The organism is Flavonifractor sp. An91 (assembly GCF_002159225.1).
Classification (GTDB): Bacteria; Bacillota; Clostridia; order Oscillospirales; family Oscillospiraceae; genus Flavonifractor; species Flavonifractor avicola.
In genome coordinates, this window is the sequence record NZ_NFHA01000002.1 from 16,417 (window position 1) to 35,513 (window position 19,097).

At 59.9% G+C, this 19,097-nt stretch carries 18 protein-coding genes and 1 pseudogene; 17 read left to right on the forward strand and 2 right to left on the reverse strand.

The genetic code is table 11. The features are described 5' to 3' along the window. Window positions 1–27 precede the first annotated feature (27 nt). From B5G42_RS01830 to B5G42_RS01890, 14 genes and pseudogenes are all read left to right on the forward strand, one after another. Window positions 28–372 carry a hypothetical protein gene (locus B5G42_RS01830; RefSeq protein ID WP_087266119.1) on the forward strand — a complete coding sequence of 115 codons (345 nt, stop codon included), beginning with the start codon at window positions 28–30 and terminating at the stop codon, window positions 370–372. A gap of 90 nt (window positions 373–462) precedes the next feature. Continuing rightward, the gene (locus B5G42_RS01835) at window positions 463–4,344 is read left to right on the forward strand and encodes an S-layer homology domain-containing protein (RefSeq protein ID WP_087266121.1); all 3,882 of its coding nucleotides are present in this window, start codon (window positions 463–465) and stop codon (window positions 4,342–4,344) included. 59 nt (window positions 4,345–4,403) lie between these two features. Continuing rightward, the gene (locus B5G42_RS01840) at window positions 4,404–4,892 is read left to right on the forward strand and encodes a PcfB family protein (RefSeq protein WP_087266123.1); all 489 of its coding nucleotides are present in this window, start codon (window positions 4,404–4,406) and stop codon (window positions 4,890–4,892) included. Beyond that, complete coding sequence (locus tag B5G42_RS01845; RefSeq protein WP_087266125.1) at window positions 4,889–6,670, forward strand: VirD4-like conjugal transfer protein, CD1115 family; 1,782 nt, start codon at window positions 4,889–4,891, stop codon at window positions 6,668–6,670. Before B5G42_RS01840 ends, B5G42_RS01845 begins: the two co-directional genes overlap by 4 nt. Before the next feature lie 207 nt (window positions 6,671–6,877). After that, a complete protein-coding gene (locus B5G42_RS01850) occupies window positions 6,878–7,096 on the forward strand; it encodes a Maff2 family mobile element protein (RefSeq protein WP_087266127.1) in 219 nt (72 codons plus the stop codon). An 89-nt stretch (window positions 7,097–7,185) separates the two neighbouring features. Continuing rightward, entirely contained in the window at window positions 7,186–8,055 is an 870-nt protein-coding gene (locus B5G42_RS01855) for a VirB6/TrbL-like conjugal transfer protein, CD1112 family (protein WP_087266129.1), read from the forward strand. Between the two features lie 11 nt (window positions 8,056–8,066). Next, the gene (locus tag B5G42_RS01860) at window positions 8,067–8,507 is read left to right on the forward strand and encodes an XF1762 family protein (protein WP_087266131.1); all 441 of its coding nucleotides are present in this window, start codon (window positions 8,067–8,069) and stop codon (window positions 8,505–8,507) included. 37 nt (window positions 8,508–8,544) lie between these two features. Beyond that, entirely contained in the window at window positions 8,545–9,015 is a 471-nt protein-coding gene (locus B5G42_RS01865) for a PrgI family protein (RefSeq protein WP_087266133.1), read from the forward strand. Between the two features lie 40 nt (window positions 9,016–9,055). After that, a pseudogene (locus tag B5G42_RS18920) lies at window positions 9,056–10,537 on the forward strand (hypothetical protein); the annotation flags it as partial. 9 nt (window positions 10,538–10,546) lie between these two features. Next, on the forward strand, window positions 10,547–11,725 hold the full coding sequence (locus B5G42_RS18925; RefSeq protein ID WP_343286684.1) for a VirB4-like conjugal transfer ATPase, CD1110 family: 1,179 nt from the start codon (window positions 10,547–10,549) through the stop codon (window positions 11,723–11,725). Next, window positions 11,722–13,383, forward strand: a complete 1,662-nt coding sequence (locus B5G42_RS01875; RefSeq protein ID WP_087266135.1) for a C40 family peptidase — start codon at window positions 11,722–11,724, stop codon at window positions 13,381–13,383. The genes B5G42_RS18925 and B5G42_RS01875 overlap by 4 nt, the downstream gene beginning before the upstream one ends. 14 nt (window positions 13,384–13,397) lie before the next feature. Then, window positions 13,398–13,643 carry a DUF4315 family protein gene (locus B5G42_RS01880; protein ID WP_087266415.1) on the forward strand — a complete coding sequence of 82 codons (246 nt, stop codon included), beginning with the start codon at window positions 13,398–13,400 and terminating at the stop codon, window positions 13,641–13,643. Next, entirely contained in the window at window positions 13,636–14,388 is a 753-nt protein-coding gene (locus B5G42_RS01885; protein WP_206406155.1) for a DUF4366 domain-containing protein, read from the forward strand. The genes B5G42_RS01880 and B5G42_RS01885 overlap by 8 nt, the downstream gene beginning before the upstream one ends. After that, window positions 14,385–14,567, forward strand: a complete 183-nt coding sequence (locus B5G42_RS01890) for a hypothetical protein (RefSeq protein WP_087266137.1) — start codon at window positions 14,385–14,387, stop codon at window positions 14,565–14,567. The genes B5G42_RS01885 and B5G42_RS01890 overlap by 4 nt, the downstream gene beginning before the upstream one ends. Before the next feature lie 36 nt (window positions 14,568–14,603). On the opposite strand, the gene B5G42_RS01895 is transcribed toward B5G42_RS01890, so the two are convergent. Both B5G42_RS01895 and B5G42_RS01900 read right to left on the reverse strand, forming a co-directional pair. Then, a complete protein-coding gene (locus B5G42_RS01895; protein ID WP_087266139.1) occupies window positions 14,604–14,927 on the reverse strand; it encodes a HepT-like ribonuclease domain-containing protein in 324 nt (107 codons plus the stop codon). After that, window positions 14,917–15,210, reverse strand: coding sequence for a nucleotidyltransferase family protein (locus B5G42_RS01900; protein WP_087266142.1), 294 nt, complete (start codon window positions 15,208–15,210; stop codon window positions 14,917–14,919). Before B5G42_RS01900 ends, B5G42_RS01895 begins: the two co-directional genes overlap by 11 nt. 80 nt (window positions 15,211–15,290) lie before the next feature. Here B5G42_RS01900 and B5G42_RS01905 point away from each other — a divergent pair, with 80 nt between their 5' ends. The 3 genes from B5G42_RS01905 (at window position 15,291) to B5G42_RS01915 (ending at window position 19,072) form a co-directional block, all read left to right on the forward strand. Further along, window positions 15,291–17,327: a type IA DNA topoisomerase gene (locus B5G42_RS01905; RefSeq protein WP_087266143.1), complete on the forward strand. Its 2,037-nt coding sequence runs from the start codon at window positions 15,291–15,293 to the stop codon at window positions 17,325–17,327. 93 nt (window positions 17,328–17,420) lie between these two features. Beyond that, window positions 17,421–17,930: a DUF4365 domain-containing protein gene (locus tag B5G42_RS01910; protein WP_087266145.1), complete on the forward strand. Its 510-nt coding sequence runs from the start codon at window positions 17,421–17,423 to the stop codon at window positions 17,928–17,930. Further along, the gene (locus tag B5G42_RS01915) at window positions 17,927–19,072 is read left to right on the forward strand and encodes a hypothetical protein (RefSeq protein ID WP_087266147.1); all 1,146 of its coding nucleotides are present in this window, start codon (window positions 17,927–17,929) and stop codon (window positions 19,070–19,072) included. Before B5G42_RS01910 ends, B5G42_RS01915 begins: the two co-directional genes overlap by 4 nt. Window positions 19,073–19,097: the final 25 nt, after the last annotated feature.

Genomic DNA, 19,097 nt, shown 5'->3' on the forward strand with positions numbered 1-19,097 from the left:
GCCCATCTTTGGGAGAAAGGATTGCCTATGAAACGCCCTTTGGCCTATATCACCGCCCCCTGGGGCGAGAACGAGTTTGAGAACACGGAGAACGCCGCCCGCTGGTGCCGCCAGGTGTACGACGCGGGCTTCTCCCCGGTGTGCCCCCTGTTGTTCCTGCCGCTGTTCCTGAAAGACAGTATCCCCCAGGAGCACAAGGACGGCATCGACATGGCGCGGGATTACCTGCGGCGTTCCCGTGTGCTGGTGGTCTGCGGCGGCAAGGTGGACGAGACGGTAAAGAACGACATCGCCACCGCCGAGCGTCTGCGGATCACCGCCACCACCCTGGACGGTATCCTCACTGTCAAGGGCCAGGGACGGGGCCAGTGACCCACTTCCGGCCCCGGGTCCGTGGGCCTCCCCGGCCCCGTCCACCGCTCTGTATCAGCCAACATTTCACGATAAGGAGGGAAATCACCCATGAAACCCAAACATACCCGGCTGCGCTCCCTGCTGGCATCAATCCTGGCTGTGGCAATGCTGGCCTCCCTGATGCCCACGGCCTTCGCGGGCCAGGAGGACGGCTACCATGACCCCGCCGAGCATTGGCAGGAGGCGCTGAACCGGACCAATGAGCTGGACGCCAACTCGGTCGTGACCATTGAGACCTTCCACTGCTGCGTGTGCGACCAGGACACTTCATTCCAGGTGTTCCGTGTCCCGGAGTACACCCGCAACGGGGAGACGGCCCTGACCCGCAGCGTCAAGTATTCAGACGGCACCTGCCTGGACGGGGAGAGCAAGGGCGACCTGCTGGACGGCACCCCCGGCAAGGACGCCTGCTACACCGGCTACCACTGGACCAAAGCAGTCTGTGAAACCTGCGGCACCTTTAACACCAACATGGGAGCCACCAATTACTCCTGTGATAAAAACGTGTATTGGCTCTATGACTGTGCGGCCAATTTTTTCGAGGACCTGCCGGAGACGCAGACCATTGACCAGGTAGACGACACCTATCACCGTGTCACCACCACCAGCGGCGAGTATTGCGGCTTCTGCTTTGGCACGTTCAAGGAGGAATCTTCTTCCCTGGTACGCCACAATATGGACAGCGCCATCCGCCCGGAGCTGGCCCACGACCGCTTTGTGGAGATGGGCACCTGCGCCGGCTGTGGCTATGCAGAGACCGCCTACACCGCCGCAAAGAGCGTTGTGGCAGACTACTTCGGCGTGGTGGACGGCCAGCCCCACACCGTCACCGTGTCTGACCTCTCCGACGCGGGCGTGACCACCGCCATCCGCTACGGCAACGAGGCCAATTCCTGCACCTTGACCTCCGCCCCCAATTACACCGAGGCTGGGGACTATCCCGTGTACTACGAGATCACCTACACCTACCACGATACGGACATGGTGGAGGACGGCGTGGCCTTTGTCCATTTGCGGGATGAAACGGTTGCCGGGGACGGTTCCTGCCCCTGCGGCTGCGGCAATCCCGACTGTGGCTGCCAGAACCCGGACTGTGACGGCTGCTGCTGTGAGGACAAGGGCTGCGGAGAGAATCACAACTGGGTACTGCTGGACAGCGTAGACCCCACCTGCCTGACCCTGGGCTATGACCGCTATCTGTGCATCGAGTGTGGGCAGATCGAGAAGCGGGACTATGAGGCGGCCCTGGGCCACGCCTACCAGAGCTCCGTCATCCGAGAGGCCACCTGTGAGACCCCTGGCAAGACCCTGGACATCTGCCAGCGGTGTGGGGATACCAAGGAGACCACCATCCCCCAGGGGGAGCATGAGTTCTCCACTTCCACAATCTCCGCCACCTGCACCAGCCCCGGCTATACCCTGCGGGAGTGTTCCATCTGCGGGGAGCGGCACATTGAGGACATCACACCGGCCCTGGCCCACAACTATGTCAGCCGTACCACCCCGGCCACCTGTGAGGGCGGCGGCAAGACCATCCATCTCTGCGAGGGGTGCGGTTCCAGCTTTATCACAGACTACACGGCCTCCCTGGGCCACTCCTGGGATGAGGGGACGGAGGTCATTGGCTCCAGCTGCACCGGCCAGGGTATGACCGAGTACACCTGTGTCCGCTGCGGCGCGACCCGTCTGGAGGGCGACCCGGCGGCGGACCATGTGCCCGGCGAGGCGGCCACCTGCACCGAACCCCAGCTCTGCACCAACTGCGGTGCGGTGATTGCCAACGCCCTGGGCCACGACTACCAGGAGGAAGTGACCGCGCCCACCTGCACGGAAATGGGCCATACCACCTACACCTGCTCCCGCTGTGGCGATGCCTATGACGGGGCCTACACTGACCCCACCGGCCACACCCCCGGCGACTGGATTGTAGACCAGGAGGCCGCCCAGGGCGTGGAGGGCAGCCGCCACAAGGAGTGTACCGTCTGCGGCAAGGTGCTGGAGACGGAGGAGCTGGAACAGCTCTACAACCAGGCCACCACGGATTCCCAGGGCGAGGCCGTTGTGGGCCGGTATCTGGTGATTGTCACCGACACCGACACCACCGACCCCGTTGCCAATGCTGCCGTCACCCTGAGCGGCGATGATTCTTTCTCTATCCGCCTCCCCAATTCCCGCCTGTTGGACTATGCGGACCAGACCACCGTAACCGTCCTGCTGTCTGAGGAGGAGACGCCGGTGGAGGGCATGGCTGTCGCCGTCACCGACAAGAACGCCAATTCCTGCGGCGGCACCACCGATGCCGCCGGCCAGATCACCGTCCCCGGCACCACCGGGACCACCAACGGCGACGGCAGCGCCACCGTGGGCTGGGAGGACGCCGACGGCAGCCGCCACACCCTCACGGTCAAGGTGGAGCGCACCGAGACCGGGCGGCCCATCCAGGGCAGCAAGGTCAGCATGGGCACCACCGGCAACATCACCGTGAACCTGCCGGACGGCCAGGATATGGACGCCAAAAACCGCGTCACCGTCACAGTCACTGACAACGAGAAAGCGCCTCTACCTGATAAAACCGTGATCATCAAGGCTGACCTGGGCGGCACGGCCCAGGGGCAGACCAACAAGGACGGCAAGCTGACGGTCCCCTCGGTGGAGAGCGCCTACACCGATGAGAACGGCGAAGCCGTGGTGGGCCAGTACACCGTCATTGTCAGCACCATCGAGGAACAGCCGGTGGAGGGCGCTCTGGTGACGCTGCTGCCCGGTGAGGATGAGGCCAAGGATGCCTTTACCATCCTCCTGCCCTCTGGCCGCCTGCTGGATGGCAACGACCAGACTGTGGTGACGGTCCTGCTCCCCGATACCACCCCCGCCAAGGGGCTGAATGTGGAGGTGTCCGACGCCAAGGGCAACCATGCCGCCAGGGATACCGATAAGAACGGCCAGATCACTGTCCCGGATGCCACCGGCACCGCCGGCGAGATCATCGGCACGGATACCGGTGATGAGGACAAGTCCAACACGGTCAATGTGGACGTGGCAGACCAGGACGGCAAGCCGGTGAATGGCGCTGAGATCGCGGTTGACGAGGACGGCGAGGTGTCTGTCACCCTGCCCGATGCGTTCGACTTTGACGAGGACGGCCCTGTGACCGTCACTGTCACAGACAATCAGGGCGAGGCCAAGCCCGGTGTGCCTGTCACTGTCACCGACGGCACCGGCACCACCGCCGCCGGTGAGACGGGCAAGGACGGCGCTGTGACCCTGCCGGACGAGTACCACTTCGCCTACATCGTGGGCTATGGGGATGGCACGGTTGGCCCGGATCGCAACATGAGCCGCGCCGAGGCTGCCGCCATTTTCGCCCGCATTCTCTCCGAGACCAGGGGCGAGGACCTGCCGGACGGGCGCTCCAGCCGGTTCCCCGATGTGGACCCCAACGCCTGGTATGCCGGTTATGTGGCCTATCTGGAGAAGCTGGGCGTGGTGGTCGGCTACGATGATGGCAAGTTCCACGCCGAAGCCAGCATCACCCGGGAGCAGTTCGTCACCGTCTGTGCCCGGCTGGCCGATTGGATGGAGTTGGAGACCTATGAGACGGATCAGGGCTCCTTCCCCGACGTGACGCGGGACCACTGGGCGGCCCGGTATGTCCGGGAGGCTGCCCGAAACGGCTGGGTTGTGGGCTACCCGGACGGCCTGTTCCACGGCGGGGACGAGATCACCCGCGCCGAGGTGGTTACTATCGTCAATCGGATGCTGGGACGGGTGGCGGATGAGACCTATATCCGCCGCAATAAGGACGAGCTGAACACCTTCTATGACCTCCAGAATCCCCACCACTGGGCCTACTACGACCTGATGGAGGCCGCCAACGGCCACACCATCGTCACTGGGGCGGAGGACGAGACTTGGCATGAGGTGAAGTGAGGTTCTCCAGGGCGGCCCGGCAGGGCCGCCCTTCCTCCTGAGCGAGGGAGGTGGTAAAAATGCAGGAGGAAGTGGAGAACAAGACACTGACGCTGATTATCAGCGGCACCAAATTCACCGGACGGCTGCTCAAGGCGGCTATCTCCAAGTATGCCGCCCACCGCCGCAATGTGAAGCTGGATAAGCAGCGCAGACGGGAGACGCCGGTGGTCCACCGGGGTAGGCAGACGGTAAAGCAGCTCACCAACCAGAACCAGGGGGTCAGCAGCATTGACTTCCAGGACAGGGACATCCGCCGCTTTGAGCGGATCGCCCGGAAATATGGCGTGGATTACGCGGTCAGGAGGGACCGGAGCGCCACCCCGCCCAAGTACCTGATTTTTTTCAAGGGCCGGGACACCGACGCCATCAACGCCGCGTTCCAGGAGTACCTGGGCCGGAAGGTCCGCCGGGCCTCCCGCCCCTCGGTGCTGGAACGGCTGGAGCGGTTCAAGGGCCTGGTCCGGGACACCGCCGAGAAGGTGCGAAAGCAGGTGCTGGAGCGATGAGGCAGATCAATCTGAAAAAGCACCTTCTTCCCAACCTGCCCTATGTGCTGATTGCCCTCTACGCCACCAAGCTGGGGCAGGCGTGGCGGCTGGCTCCCGGCACGGACGCCTCAGCCAAGCTGCTGGGGCTGCTGGACGGCCTTGCCGCCGCGTTCCAATCTGCGCTCCCCAGCTTCCATCCCCTGGACTTGTTGGTGGGGCTGTGCTGTGGGGCCGCCCTGCGGCTGGCGGTCTATCTCAAGGGCAAGAACGCCAAGAAATACCGCAAGGGGGCAGAGTACGGCAGCGCCCGCTGGGGCACCAGGGAGGACATCCGCCCTTTCATGGACCCCATCTTTGAGAACAACGTGATTCTGACGGCCACGGAGTTTTTGACCATGAACAACCGGCCCAAGGACCCCAAGACCGCCCGGAACAAAAATTTTCTCATTATCGGCGGGAGCGGCAGCGGCAAGACCCGCTTCGTGCTCAAGCCCAACCTGATGCAGTGTGACAGTGAAAAATACCCCTGCTCCTTCGTGGTCACAGACCCCAAGGGCAGCGTGGTGGTGGAGTGTGGGAAGATGCTGCGCCGCAAGGGCTACCGCATCAAAATTATGAACACCATCAATTTCAAAAAGTCCCACCACTACAACCCTTTCGCCTATATTCACAGCGAGAAGGACATTTTGAAGCTGGTCAACTGCCTCATGGTGAACACCAAGGGGGAGGGCAAATCCGGGGACGATTTCTGGCAGAAGGCCGAGACCCTGCTCTACACGGCCCTCATCGGCTACATCCACTACGAGGCCCCGGAGGAGGAGCAGAACTTCGCCACCCTGCTGGAGTTCATCAACGCCATGGAGGTGCGGGAGGACGACGAGGAGTTCAAGAATCCCGTAGACCTGATGTTTGACGAGCTGAAGGCGCGGGACCCCGGCCACTTTGCTGTCCGGCAATATGCCAAATATAAGCTGGCGGCGGGCAAAACCGCCAAGTCGATCCTGGTGAGCTGCGGTGCCCGGCTGGCTCCCTTCGACATTGGGGAGCTGCGGGAGCTGACCGCCTATGACGAGCTGGAGCTGGATACCCTGGGGGACCGCAAGACCGCCCTGTTCTTTATTATGAGCGACACAGACGACACCTTTAATTTCTTAATCAGCATGACCTATACCCAGCTTTTCAACCTGCTGTGCGAGAAAGCCGACGACGTGTACGGCGGGCGGCTTCCGGTCCATGTGCGCTGCCTCATCGACGAGGCGGCCAACATCGGCCAGATTCCCCGGCTGGAGAAGCTGGTGGCAACGATCCGCAGCCGTGAGATTTCCGCCTGCCTGTTTCTCCAGGCACAGTCTCAGTTAAAAGCCCTCTATAAGGACAACGCCGACACCATCATCGGAAACATGGACGCGCGGCTATTCCTGGGCGGGTCGGAGCCCACCACCCTCAAGGAGCTGTCCGCCGCCCTGGGCAAGGAGACGATTGATACGTTCAACACCGGCGAAAGCCGGGGCCGGGAGCTGTCCCACTCCCTCAACTATCAAAAATTGGGGAAGGACCTTGCCAGCGTGGACGAGCTGGCCGTGCTGGACGGCGGCAAGTGCATCCTCCAGCTCCGTGGCGTCCGTCCCTTCCTGTCGAACAAGTACGACATCACCAAGCACCCCAACTACATCTATCTGGCTGACTACAACGAGAAAAACACCTTTGACATCGAGCGTTTTCTGTCCACCAGACTGAAGCTCAAGCCCAACGAGGTCTGCGACGTATACGAGATCGACGCCGCAGACGAGGAATGATGTTCCGCTGAGAAGGGAGTGATTTGATCTACTCGCCGCAAACGCCTCTCCGGAGGCTCTGGCGTACAAAGCGGACAGTCACAACAAAATTTTGAAAAAGGAGGACGCCGGAATCGAGGCCGCCGTATAGCGTGGCAGACTGTTCCGGCTTTTGTATGCCTATGAAACATGACTGAACCTGACACAGGGATTCCGGCAAATTTGTCTATGGAATTTTTCAACAGCGCAATCGAAGTGCTCCAGACCCTGGTGATCGCCTTGGGCGCTGGTTTGGGGGTGTGGGGCGTGATTAACCTCCTGGAAGGATACGGAAACGACAACCCAGGGGCCAAATCACAGGGAATGAAGCAACTGATGGCCGGCGCGGGTGTCGCCATCGTTGGCATGGTGCTGGTGCCCCTGCTCTCTGGTCTGTTCACCACCTGATGGGAAAGCGGCAAAGCCGCGCCCGGCCCTTTTGCGGCCGGGCGCGGCCCCTCTTAATCCCAACAGCCTGAGAGGAGGTGACACCCCTTATGGATTTCCTGGTGCAAGCCCTTACCGACTGGCTGAAGGAGATTCTGGTGGGCGGCATCATGGGCAACCTGTCCGGGATGTTCAACACGGTCAATCAGAAGGTCGGTGAGATTTCCACCCAGGTCGGCTTGACCCCCCAGGCGTGGAATGGGGACGTATTCAACATGGTGCAAAACCTGTCAGAGACGCTTATGGTCCCCATTGCCGGGGTCATTCTGGCCTTTGTTATGACGATGGAGCTCATCCAGCTCATTGTAGACAAGAACAACTTCCACGACATCGAAAGCGCGGTCTTTTTCAAGTGGATTTTCAAGAGCGCCTGCGCCATCCTCATCGTCACCAACACCTGGGACATTGTGATGGGGATTTTTGATTTGGCCCAAGGGGTAGTCAGCAACGCCTCCGGGGTCATCATCGGGGACGCGGCCATCGACATCTCCAGCGTGACGGCGGACCTGGAGGCCCGGCTGATGGAGATGGACCTGGGGCCGCTGTTCGGCCTGTGGTTCCAATCCCTCTTTGTGGGCATCACCATTTGGGCGCTGGTCATTTGCATCTTCCTCGTTACCTTCGGGAGGATGATTGAGATATATCTGGTCACGTCCATCGCGCCCATCCCCATGGCTACCATGATGAATCACGAGTGGGGCCAGATCGGCCAGAATTACCTGCGCAGCCTGTTCGCCCTGGGCTTCCAGGCGTTTTTGATTATCGTCTGCGTGGGCATTTACGCCGCCCTGGTGCAGAACATTGCCCTGGACGGCGACATCATCTACGCCATCTGGACGTGCATGGGCTACACGGTGCTGCTCTGCTTCACCCTGTTCAAGACCAGCAGCATGGCCCGCTCCATCTTCAACGCCCATTGACGGAGGGCCAGATGCTGAACCTTATCTCCATCAAATTGTCCGACGCCAACGCCTTTGTAGCCGCCCATCACCGGCACCACCGGCCTGTGACCGGCCACAAGTTCTCCCTGGGCTGTGAACAGGATGGGCGGCTGGTGGGGGTCGCCATTGTGGGACGGCCCGTGAGCCGGTATCTGGACGACGGCAAGACCCTGGAGGTCAACCGCCTGTGTACCACTGGGGAGAAAAACGCTTGCAGCTTCCTCTACGGCGCGGCGGCCAGGGCGGCCAAGGCGCTGGGCTATCGGAAGATTATCACCTATACCCTGGATACCGAGCCCGGCACCAGCCTGCGGGCAGCGGGCTGGGCCTGCGCCGGGCTGGCAGGAGGGGAACGCTGGACCGGCCAGCGCCGTCCGGCTGTGGATTTGTACCCGCCGCAAAAGAAGCTGCGCTATGAAAAGGAGCTATAATCAGGACCCACATTATATTTATAAGGATGTGTTGTAAATGGCCTATGTTCCGGTCCCCAAGGACCTGACGAAAATCAAATCCAAGGTCGCTTTCAATCTGACCAAGCGGCAGCTGATCTGCTTCGGCGGCGGGGCGCTCATCGGCGTGCCGCTGTTCTTTTTGTGCCGGGGCAGCCTGGGCACCAGCACCGCCGCCCTGCTGATGATGCTGGTCATGCTGCCCTTCTTCTTCCTGGCGATGTATGAGCGCAACGGCCAGCCCATGGAGAAGGTGGCGCTTCAGGTCCTGCGCCTCTACTTCCTGCGCCCCAAGAAGCGGCCTTACCGAACCAACAACTTCTATGCCGCCCTTGCGCGGCAGGACCGATTAGATCGGGAGGTGTATCACATTGTTCAAGGCAAGCAAGCAGACCGCCGCCGGGGCAGACGCCCAGCCCCGGCGGAAGCTGACCCGGGCACAGCGCCGGGAGATCGACGCGGCCATCCGCCGGGCGGCCCGGACCGATAAAAAGGAGCTGTCCGCCCAGGACAGCATCCCCTATCAGCGGATGTGGCCGGACGGCGTGTGCCGGGTGACAGATACCTACTACACCAAGACGGTGCAGTTCCAGGATATTAACTATCAGTTATCACAAAACGAGGATAAAAACGCCATCTTTGAGGGGTGGTCGGACTGCCTCAACTACTTTGACAGCTCCATCCGCTTCCAGTTCTCCTTCCTCAATCTGGCAGCCACCAGGGAGAACTACGAAAAGCGCATCGTGATCCCACCCCAGGGGGACAGCTTCGACACCATCCGGGCAGAGTATACCGCTATGCTCCAGAACCAGCTCGCCAGGGGCAACAACGGCCTTGTCAAGACCAAGTACCTCACCTTTGGCGTGGAGGCGGAGAGCGTCAGGGCGGCCAAGCCCCGGCTGGAGCGCATCGAAACGGACATTATCAACAACCTCAAACGCCTGGGGGTGGTGACTACACCGCTCAACGGCGCGGAGCGGCTGCGGCTGCTCTACGATATGTTCCACATGGACGACCAGTCGCCCTTCCGCTTCTCCTGGGACTGGCTGGCCCCATCTGGTCTCAGCACCAAGGACTTCATCGCCCCGTCCTCCCTGGAGTTCCCCGGCAGCCGTGCCTTCCGCATGGGCCGGAAATGGGGGGCGGTGTCCTTCCTGCAAATCCTGGCCCCGGAGCTCAATGACCGCATCCTGGCGGACTTCCTGGACATGGAATCCAGCCTGGTAGTGTCCATGCACGTCCAGTCTGTGGATCAGGTCAGCGCCATCAAGACCATCAAACGGAAGATCACCGACCTAGACCGGACCAAAATCGAGGAACAGAAAAAGGCGGTGCGCTCCGGGTACGACATGGACATCATCCCCTCGGACCTGGCTACCTACGGCGCGGAGGCCAAGAAGCTGCTGCAAGACCTCCAGAGCCGGAATGAGCGGATGTTCCTGGTGACGTTCCTGCTGATGAACACGGCGGACAGCCGGAAGCAGCTGGACAATAACCTGTTCCAGGCCAATTCCATCGCTCAGAAGCATAACTGCCGTCTGATCCCCCTGGACCTCCAGCCGGAGGAGGGGCTGATGAGCTGCCTGCCCCTGGGCCTCAACCAGATTGAGATTCAGCGGGGCCTCACCACCAGCTCCACCGCCATCTTTGTCCCCTTCACCACCCAGGAGCTGTTTCAGACCAGCCCGGAGGCCCTGTACTACGGCATCAACGCCCTGTCCAACAACCTCATCATGGTGGACCGGAAGCTGTTGAAAAACCCCAACGGCCTAATCCTCGGCACCCCCGGCTGCTTTTCCGGGGAGACCCGTATCCGCATGGCAGACGGTTCCACCGCCAGCTTTGCGGAGCTGGTGGAGCAGGGCGTCACGTCGGCCATGGTGCAAGCCTATGATGAGCGGACCGGCCAGATCGTGGCGGCCAGGGCCAGGGACATCCGGGTAGAGAAGTACACGGACGAGCTCTGGACCATCAGGCTGGAGGACGGGAGCGCCCTGCATTGTACCGGCACCCACCTCATTATGGACGGCGGCGGGCAATATGTGGAGGCGAAACACATCCGGGAGGGCCAGCGCCTCAGCGGGGGCCACACGGTCGTCCAGGTGTCGGTCCAGAAGCTGGCGGAGAAGGTCCCGGTCTATGACCTGTCTGTGCCCCGGCATCTGAACTTCGTGCTGGAAAACGGCCTGGTGGTCCACAACAGCGGCAAGTCGTTTTCCGCCAAGCGGGAGATCACCAATGTAGTCCTGGTGACGGAGGACGACGTGCTGATCTGCGACCCGGAGGACGAGTACGCCCCCCTGGTCAAGCGCCTGGGCGGGCAGGTGGTGAAAATCTCCCCCACCAGCACCCAGTACGTCAACCCCATGGACATCAACCTCAACTACTCGGACGACGACAACCCCCTGGCCCTCAAGGTGGACTTCCTGCTCTCCTTCTGCGACATCGTGGTGGGCAGCAAGGACGGCCTCCAGCCGGTGGAGAAAACCGTCATTGACCGCTGTGTGCGCAATGTCTACCGCCCCTACCTGGCAGACCCGGACCCGGCCCGGATGCCCATTCTCCAGGACCTCTATGACGAACTGCTGGCCCAGCCGGAGACAGAGGCCCAGCGCATCGCGGCGGCGCTGGAGCTGTATGTCACCGGGTCCCTCAACGTGTTCAACCACCGCACCAACGTGGAGCTGACCAACCGGCTGGTGTGCTTTAACATCAAGGAGCTGGGCAAGCAGCTCAAGCAGCTGGGGATGCTGGTCATCCAGGACCAGGTGTGGAACCGGGTCACGGTCAACCGGGCGGCGGGAAAGACCACCCGCTACTATGTAGACGAGTTCCACCTGCTGCTCAAGGGGGAGCTGGCAAGCTGGAGCGTGGAAATCTGGAAGCGATTTCGCAAGTGGGGCGGCATCCCCACCGGGATCACGCAGAATATCAAGGACCTGCTGGCCTCCCGCGAGATCGAGAACATCTTCGAGAACTCAGACTTCATCTATATGCTCAACCAGGCGGCGGGCGACCGGCAGATTTTAGCCAAGCAGCTCAACATTAGCCCCCACCAGCTCTCCTATGTGACCCACTCCAGCGAGGGCGAGGGGCTGCTGTTCTACGGCAATGTGATCCTGCCTTTCGTGGACCGCTTCCCCAAGGACACGGAGCTCTATGGAATCATGACCACCAAGCCCCAGGAGGTGTCCGGGTGAGAAAAGAGCCCCGATTGCACTTTACCAAGGAGGAACGGGAGGCCCCGGCCCTGGAGAAACCCATCCGCCGGACAGACCGGGCGGCAGCCAGGGCGGACAAGGCCCAGGCTGCCATCCCCAAGAAAAAGGTCAAGGAGCTGGCTGTTGACCCGGACACAGGAGCGGTGACGGTACACCTGCGCTTTGAGGACAAGAAGAAGCCCCCCTCCAAGCTGACCCACACCCTCCGGGGCGCGCCCAGCGGCACCGTGCTGGGCCTCGTCCACCGGGAGATTGGCGAGGCCCAGGAGGACAACGTGGGGGTGGAGACCGCCCACAAGTCGGAACAGGCGGCAGAGACCGCCGGGCGGCTGGTCCGGGAGGGGTATCACAGCCACAAGCTCCGCCCCTACCGGAAGGCGGCAGCAGCGGAGCGGAAGCTGGAAAAGGCCAATATCAACGCCCTGTACCAAAAGAGCCTGCGGGAGAATCCCCAGCTTGCCAGCAATCCCGTCTCCCGCTGGCGGCAGAAACAGGCCATCAAACAGCAATATGCCGCCGCCCGGCGGGCCGGCCAGGCCGGGACCGCCACGGGTCAGGCCGCCGCCCAAACCGCCCGTTCTGCCAAGGCGGCGGCCAAAAAGAGCAAGCAGACGGCGGATTTCGTGCGGCGGCACAAGAAGGGCTTTCTGGCCGCCGGCGGCCTGCTGCTGGCCGTGGCATTTTTCCTCAACTGTATGTCCTCCTGCTCGGTGCTGTTCTCCGGCGTCGGAAGCGGTGTCGCTGGCTCCACCTATCCCTCCACCGACGAGGCCATGCTGGGGGCCGAGGCCGCCTATGCCGGGATGGAGGCCGAACTGCAAGCCTATCTGGATAGCTACGAGGATACCCACGACTATGACGAGTACCACTATGATTTGGGGGAGATCGGCCACGACCCTTATGTGCTCATCTCCCTGCTCACCGCCTACCACCAGGGGGCGTGGACGCTGGAGCAAGTACAGCCCACTCTGGAAATGCTGTTCGACCGCCAGTACCATCTGACGGAATCGGTGGTACCGGAGACCCGGTACGACGCAGACGACGAGCCCTATACCTACTATATCTGCTATGTGACGCTGGAGGTCACAGACCTGTCCCACCTGCCGGTCTACATCATGGGAGAGGACCAGCTTTCCATGTACGCCACCTACATGGCCACCCTGGGCAACCGCCCGGACCTGTTCCCCCAGGACCAGTACCCCGGTGCGTCGGTGGTGGAGGACTATCTGGACTACGACGTGCCCCCGGAGGCCCTGGAGGATGAACAGTTTGCCGCCATGCTGGCCGAGGCGGAGAAGTACCTGGGCTTCCCCTATGTGTGGGGCGGGTCCAGCCCGTCCACCTCCTTTGACTGCTCCGGCTTTGTGTCGTGGGTCATCAATCACTCCGGCTGGGACGTGGGCCGCCTGGGGGCACAGAGCCTGTTCAACCTCTGCACCCCCGTCTCCGCCGCCAACGCCAAGCCGGGGGACCTGGTGTTCTTCACCGGCACCTATGACAGCGGTACGCCGGTGTCCCACTGCGGCATCTATGTGGGCGGGGGCATGATGATCCACTGTGGGTCGCCCATCTCCTATGCGGACCTCAGCTCCAGCTACTGGCAGGAGCATCTGTATTCCTACGGAAGATTACCATGAAGGGAGCGTTTATTTTGAATCCGAAAATCACAAAGCTGCTGGCGGAGAAGGAGAAAAACAGCGAGAAGATCGCCAAGCTCTCCGCCCGCAATGAGGAAATCGACAGCCAGGTGACGGAGCTGGAGAACCTGGACATTGTGGGTATGGTCCGCCGGGTGGGCATGACCCCGGACCAGCTGGCCGCCCTGATGGAGGCCGCCCGTCAATCCGGCCCGCTGCCGGTGCTGGCCGATAGAGAGGAGGAACCGGAGCATGATTAAGAGAAAAATGCGCCTGCTCACCGGCCTGCTGGCGGTGATGTTGTGCTGCGCCGCCCTGACCCCCGCTGCCTTTGCCTATGCCGACGACCCGGAGACAGCGGAGACCGCCGGGACGATCCAGGAAACGGATACCCCGGAGGATGATGTCCCTGTGACCGGGGGCGCGGAGCCCCTCACCCCGGAGGGCAACCTGACCCTTGTGGACGACATTGAGGGAGAGGCCGCCGGGGATAAGCAGTTCATTACCGTCCAGACCAAGTCCGGGAACACCTTTTACATTATCATTGACCGGGCGGCGGACGGCGAGAACACCGTCTACTTTCTAAACGCCGTGGACGAGGCCGACCTGATGGCCCTCATGGAGGACGGGGAGCCCGCCGCCTGTGACTGCACCACCAAATGCGCCGCCGGGGCGGTAAACACCGCCTGCCCGGTGTGCGCCGTGAACATGACCGAATGCGTGGGGCCAGAGCCTGAGCCGGAACCCACCCCTGAGCCGGAGGATACGCCGGAGCCAGAGAAGGAGGCGGATGCGGGCGGCCTCAACCCCGCCGTGCTGCTGGTGGTCCTGCTGGTGCTGGGCGGAGGCGGTGCGTTTGCCTACTTCAAGCTGGTGAAGGACAAGAAGGCCAGCACCAAGGGCCCCGACGACCTGGACGACTACGATTACGGCGAGGACGACGAGGAATACGCGGATGGCCTGGCCGGTGATGAGGACGAGGATGGGGAGGACAATGGCACATGAGAACCTTCACCAACAGCCCTTATGAGCGGATGATGATGCAGGTCCCCCGCAGCCCCAGGCCCTCCCGTCCGGCCCCGGCTCCCAAGGGCCACCCCTGCCACGGCTGCAAGCGGTATGGGGAGGGCTGCATCCTGCCCTGCTACCGGGGGATCAACCGGGCACCTTCGGCCACAGCATAACAAAAACGCCTGCCAACCGGCAGGCGTTTGGTGCTGTTACAACAGCTGTTTCAATGTGTTTTGCAGTTCCGGCAGGTCCTCACTGATGATTTCCCATACCAGCATCAGATTGACCCCCTCATAGTCATGGACAATGCGATTGCGCAGGCCATACATCTCCCGCCAGGGGATTTCCGGGTGGGCTTTGGTAAAAGCGTCGTCAGCCACACGGCACAGCTCCCCAAGCTGGCTGAGATTGAACACACAAGCCTCCACCAATTTGATGTCCGCCGCAAAGCTGTCATAGGTGTAGCCCCGGCAATAGTCCAGGACTTTTGCCACATATCCAGCCATCTTCTGGACGACAATCTCATTTCTCATAGATTGTCACCCCGGTAGACCGGATTTCACGGTCAATCAGTGAGTCCTGTTCAATATGGGATATGTCGAACACATCTACCGGCATCCCGGCGGCCTGCCGGACATCCTCCATGAAACCCACAAATTTCAGGCCGCGCAGCTTGCTGTCCACCAGCAGGTCCAGATCGCTTTTCGCTGTCGCTGTGCCCTTGGCAACGGAGCCGAACAGGACGGCGCGTGAAATGCCATAGCGGTCAAAGATGGGGGTCAAAATGGACTGCACATCTGAGATTGAATGAACCATTTCAGCACCTCCTTGTAGTTCCATTATACACGAGAATGCGGAAAGCGCAAACATAAAATTTGAAAAAGGAAGTGAAACCCATGCGCCTTGTGATTGCCGAAAAGCCCTCGGTGGCCCAAAGTCTGGCCTCCGTCCTGGGGGCAAATCAGCGGCGGTCCGGTTATCTGGAGGGCGTCGGCTGGCTGGTGAGCTGGTGCCTGGGGCATCTGGCAGAGCTGGCGGACGCCGCCGCGTATGACCCGGACTACGCCAAGTGGCGGAAGGAGGACCTGCCCATCCTGCCGGAGAGCTGGCGGTTTACCATTGCCAAGGATAAGCGGGATCAGTTCGATGTGCTGCGCACCCTCCTGCGGCGGGAGGACGTGACCGAGGTGGTCAACGCCTGCGACGCCGGGCGGGAGGGCGAGCTGATTTTCCGCACGGTCTATGCCCTGGCCGGCTGCTCCAAGCCCATCTCCCGACTGTGGATCAGCAGTATGGAGGATACCGCCATCCGGGAGGGCTTCGCCCAGCTCCGCCCTGGCCGCGACTATGACGGCCTGCATCGGGCGGCCCTCTGCCGGGCCAAGGCGGACTGGCTGGTGGGCATCAACGCCACCCGGCTGTTCTCCCTGCTCTATGGCCGCACCCTCAACATTGGCCGGGTGGTGTCACCCACCCTGGCCCTCATTGTCCAGCGGGAGGCGGAGATCGCCACTTTCCAGCCGGAGCCCTTCTACACAGTGGAGCTGGATTGCGGCGGCCTCACCCTCTCCGGGGAGCGGACGGCCAGCAAGGAGGAGGCCCAGGAGGCCGCCGCCCGGTGCCAGGGCACCGCCGCCGTGGTCCAGTCGGTGGAGCGGCGGGAGAAAACGGAGAAGCCCCCCGCCCTCTATGACCTGACCACCCTCCAGCGGGAGGCCAACCGAACGCTGGGCTACACCGCCCAGCAGACGCTGGACTACCTGCAAGCCCTCTATGAAAAGAAGCTCTGCACCTACCCCCGGACAGACAGCCGGTATTTGACGGACGACATGGAGGCTGGGGTCCCGGCACTGGCCGCTGCGGCCGCCGCCCTCTGCGGCGTGGACGCGCCGGAGACGGTGCTGACCGGTCCGGTCTGCGACAGCGCCAAGGTCAGCGACCACCACGCCATCGTCCCCACGGCCAGCGCGGGCAAGGCGGACCTGGAGGCCCTGCCCATTGGGGAGCGGGAGGTGCTGCGGCTGGCCGCCCTGGGCCTGCTCCGGGCGGTATCCCCGCCGCACCGCTGTGCGGAGACTCGCATCACCGTCCAATGCGGCGGCCAGACCTATGCCGCCAAGGGCAGGCTGGTCCTGGAGCCCGGCTGGAGGGCCTACGGCCAGCCGGAGACGGGCCAGACTGTCCCGGAGAACCTGGCCGAGGGCCAGCCTCTCCCAGTGTCCGCCGCCCAGGTCAAGGCCGGCAGGACCACGCCGCCCAAGCACTACACGGAGGACACCCTGCTCTCCGCCATGGAGACCGCCGGGGCAAAGGATATGCCGGAGGATGCCGAGAGACGGGGCATCGGCACCCCGGCCACGCGGGCCGCCACCCTGGAGAAGCTGGTTTCCGCCGGCTTCATCCAGCGGAAAAAGGCCAAGAAGGTGGTCTCCCTTCTACCAACGCCCACCGGCACCGCCCTCATCACGGTGCTGCCCGAGGCCCTGCAATCCCCGGCCCTCACCGCCGAGTGGGAGCACCGGCTGAAGGAGGTGGAGCGGGGAACCCTGGCCCCGGAGGATTTTATGGCGGAGATTTCCGCCATGCTGCGGGAGCTGGTGGGGACGGTCCGCCCGGTGGAGGGCGGGGACGTGCTGTTCCCACCGGAGCGTGAGGCGGTGGGCCGGTGCCCCCGGTGCGGGAAAGCCGTCACGGAACGGAAACAGGGCTTCTTCTGCGAGGACCGGACCTGCGGCTTTGCCATCTGGAAAAACAACCGCTGGTGGGAAACCAGGAAGAAAACGCCCACCCGTGCCATCGTGGCGGCCCTTCTGAAAGACGGGAAGGCCCCTGTCACCGGCCTGTGGTCTGAGAAAGCGGGCAAGACCTACGACGCGGTGATTAAAATGACAGACCGACAAAAATATGTCACTTTTTCATTAGAGTTTTATTGATGCCTGTTCAAGCTATGAAAAAGCCTTCAGCATGGTTAAAAGTGTAGACGGACACAATAGATGTGCTATAATATAATAAAAGGGGGAGGCATTATGCACGAATCAAAAGTTAAAGAGGACATCAGTATAAGCTACATATCTGCAATATGTGCTCATGCTGGTATTGCTTACGAAATCTTAAGACACGATGATGATAGCACTGATGGCTTACTAAAAAAATGTATCGAAATAAATGACGGGAAAAAGTTTTATTCGGAATTGAGAATCCAATTAAAAGCAACTTCATCTCCGTCACAGTATGAAGATAAGGGAGATTATATCAACTATAAGCTAAAAGTTAAAAATTATAATGACTTATGTTGCCCAGCCACGACCCCTATAATTTTGGGTCTATTGATTTTGCCGGAGGACTATTCCGAATGGGTGCATTGGACGCAGGAAGATTTGCTAATTAAAGGATGTATGTACTGGGCCAGTTTTTCTGAAAAGCAAATGAGTGATAATTCAAATTGGGTAAGCGTTAAATTGGACAAAAAGAATGTTCTTAATAGTGAGAGCCTTTTGTGCCTTTTGGATAAAATTGCAAAGGAGGGGGCGGTATGATATATTCAGTCGATTTTTTAGAATTAACTGAACAGATAAATCCTCTCGCTTTTGTTAAGTATCTAAAAGATACTGGATGGAACTCTTTTCAAATTATGCGAAAAAATATTAGAGTCTTTCAAAAAGAAATGGGGGGCTCTTTTCACCAAATTACACTACCCATGGACAAGCAGTTGTCCGACTATAAAGAAGCAATGTATCGTGCTGTAAAGACTGTATCTGAAGTTGAGTGCAGGTCTTTTGAACAGATTATGTTATATTTGCTTAATCCCAATACAGATATTCTAAAAATACGGCTGGACAAAAAGCAGATTGAAACTGGTAGCATTACTTTTGATGATGCAATAAGGATGTATGAGAATACTAAAAAACTATTAGCTGCAACGGCATTAGATATATTACATCCTAAGAAGTATCATCAGGGTAGAATTGATGACACAGTTTTGAATTTTTTATCAAATTGTAGATTTGGGCAAACAGAAATTGGAAGCTATGTTATTTCTGTTGTTTGCCCATTTGCTCAATTTAGTGAAGAGGAAGGATATAAACAACTAAGTATTTTTTCTGATGAGGAAGATTGTCAAAAATCATTAACAAGGAAGGTCACGAATCGCGTCATAAATAATTTGGTTTTAATAAAGAACCACATTGATGAAGGCGAAGAGCAACTGCTGGCAGAACCATCAGACCAAATAATCAGCGCTAATTTTTATGAGGCCCTCGTTGGATTGAATCTTGACTCAAAGGACTCAAATATCGAAATTATTGCTGAGTGGTCTCCCACAGTGAAGAACAAAGAATCAAAGACTAATAGAGTCTCGCTCACTCATGACTATTATCAACCAATAGTTGAAACTATTCGAAAATTAAAAGAGCAGACAAGTAAATCCACAAAGATAATTGGAAGAATAAAGAAACTCGAGTCTTCTCCAGATGTTAAAAAGAGGACAACTGGAAAGATCACTGTGGTTTACTTGGATGAAAATGAAAAGCCTAGAACAGTTACCTCAGAATTAGAAAAGGTTGACTATGATAAGGCAATCGAGGCTCATGAGCGTGGCGCACATATTGAAATTGTTGGCGAACTTTCTGCTGGGAAAAAAGCATCAATTAAGTGCGAATCTTTTGGAATAATCGAATAAATTATAAAGGGGAGCAGTCAATCTA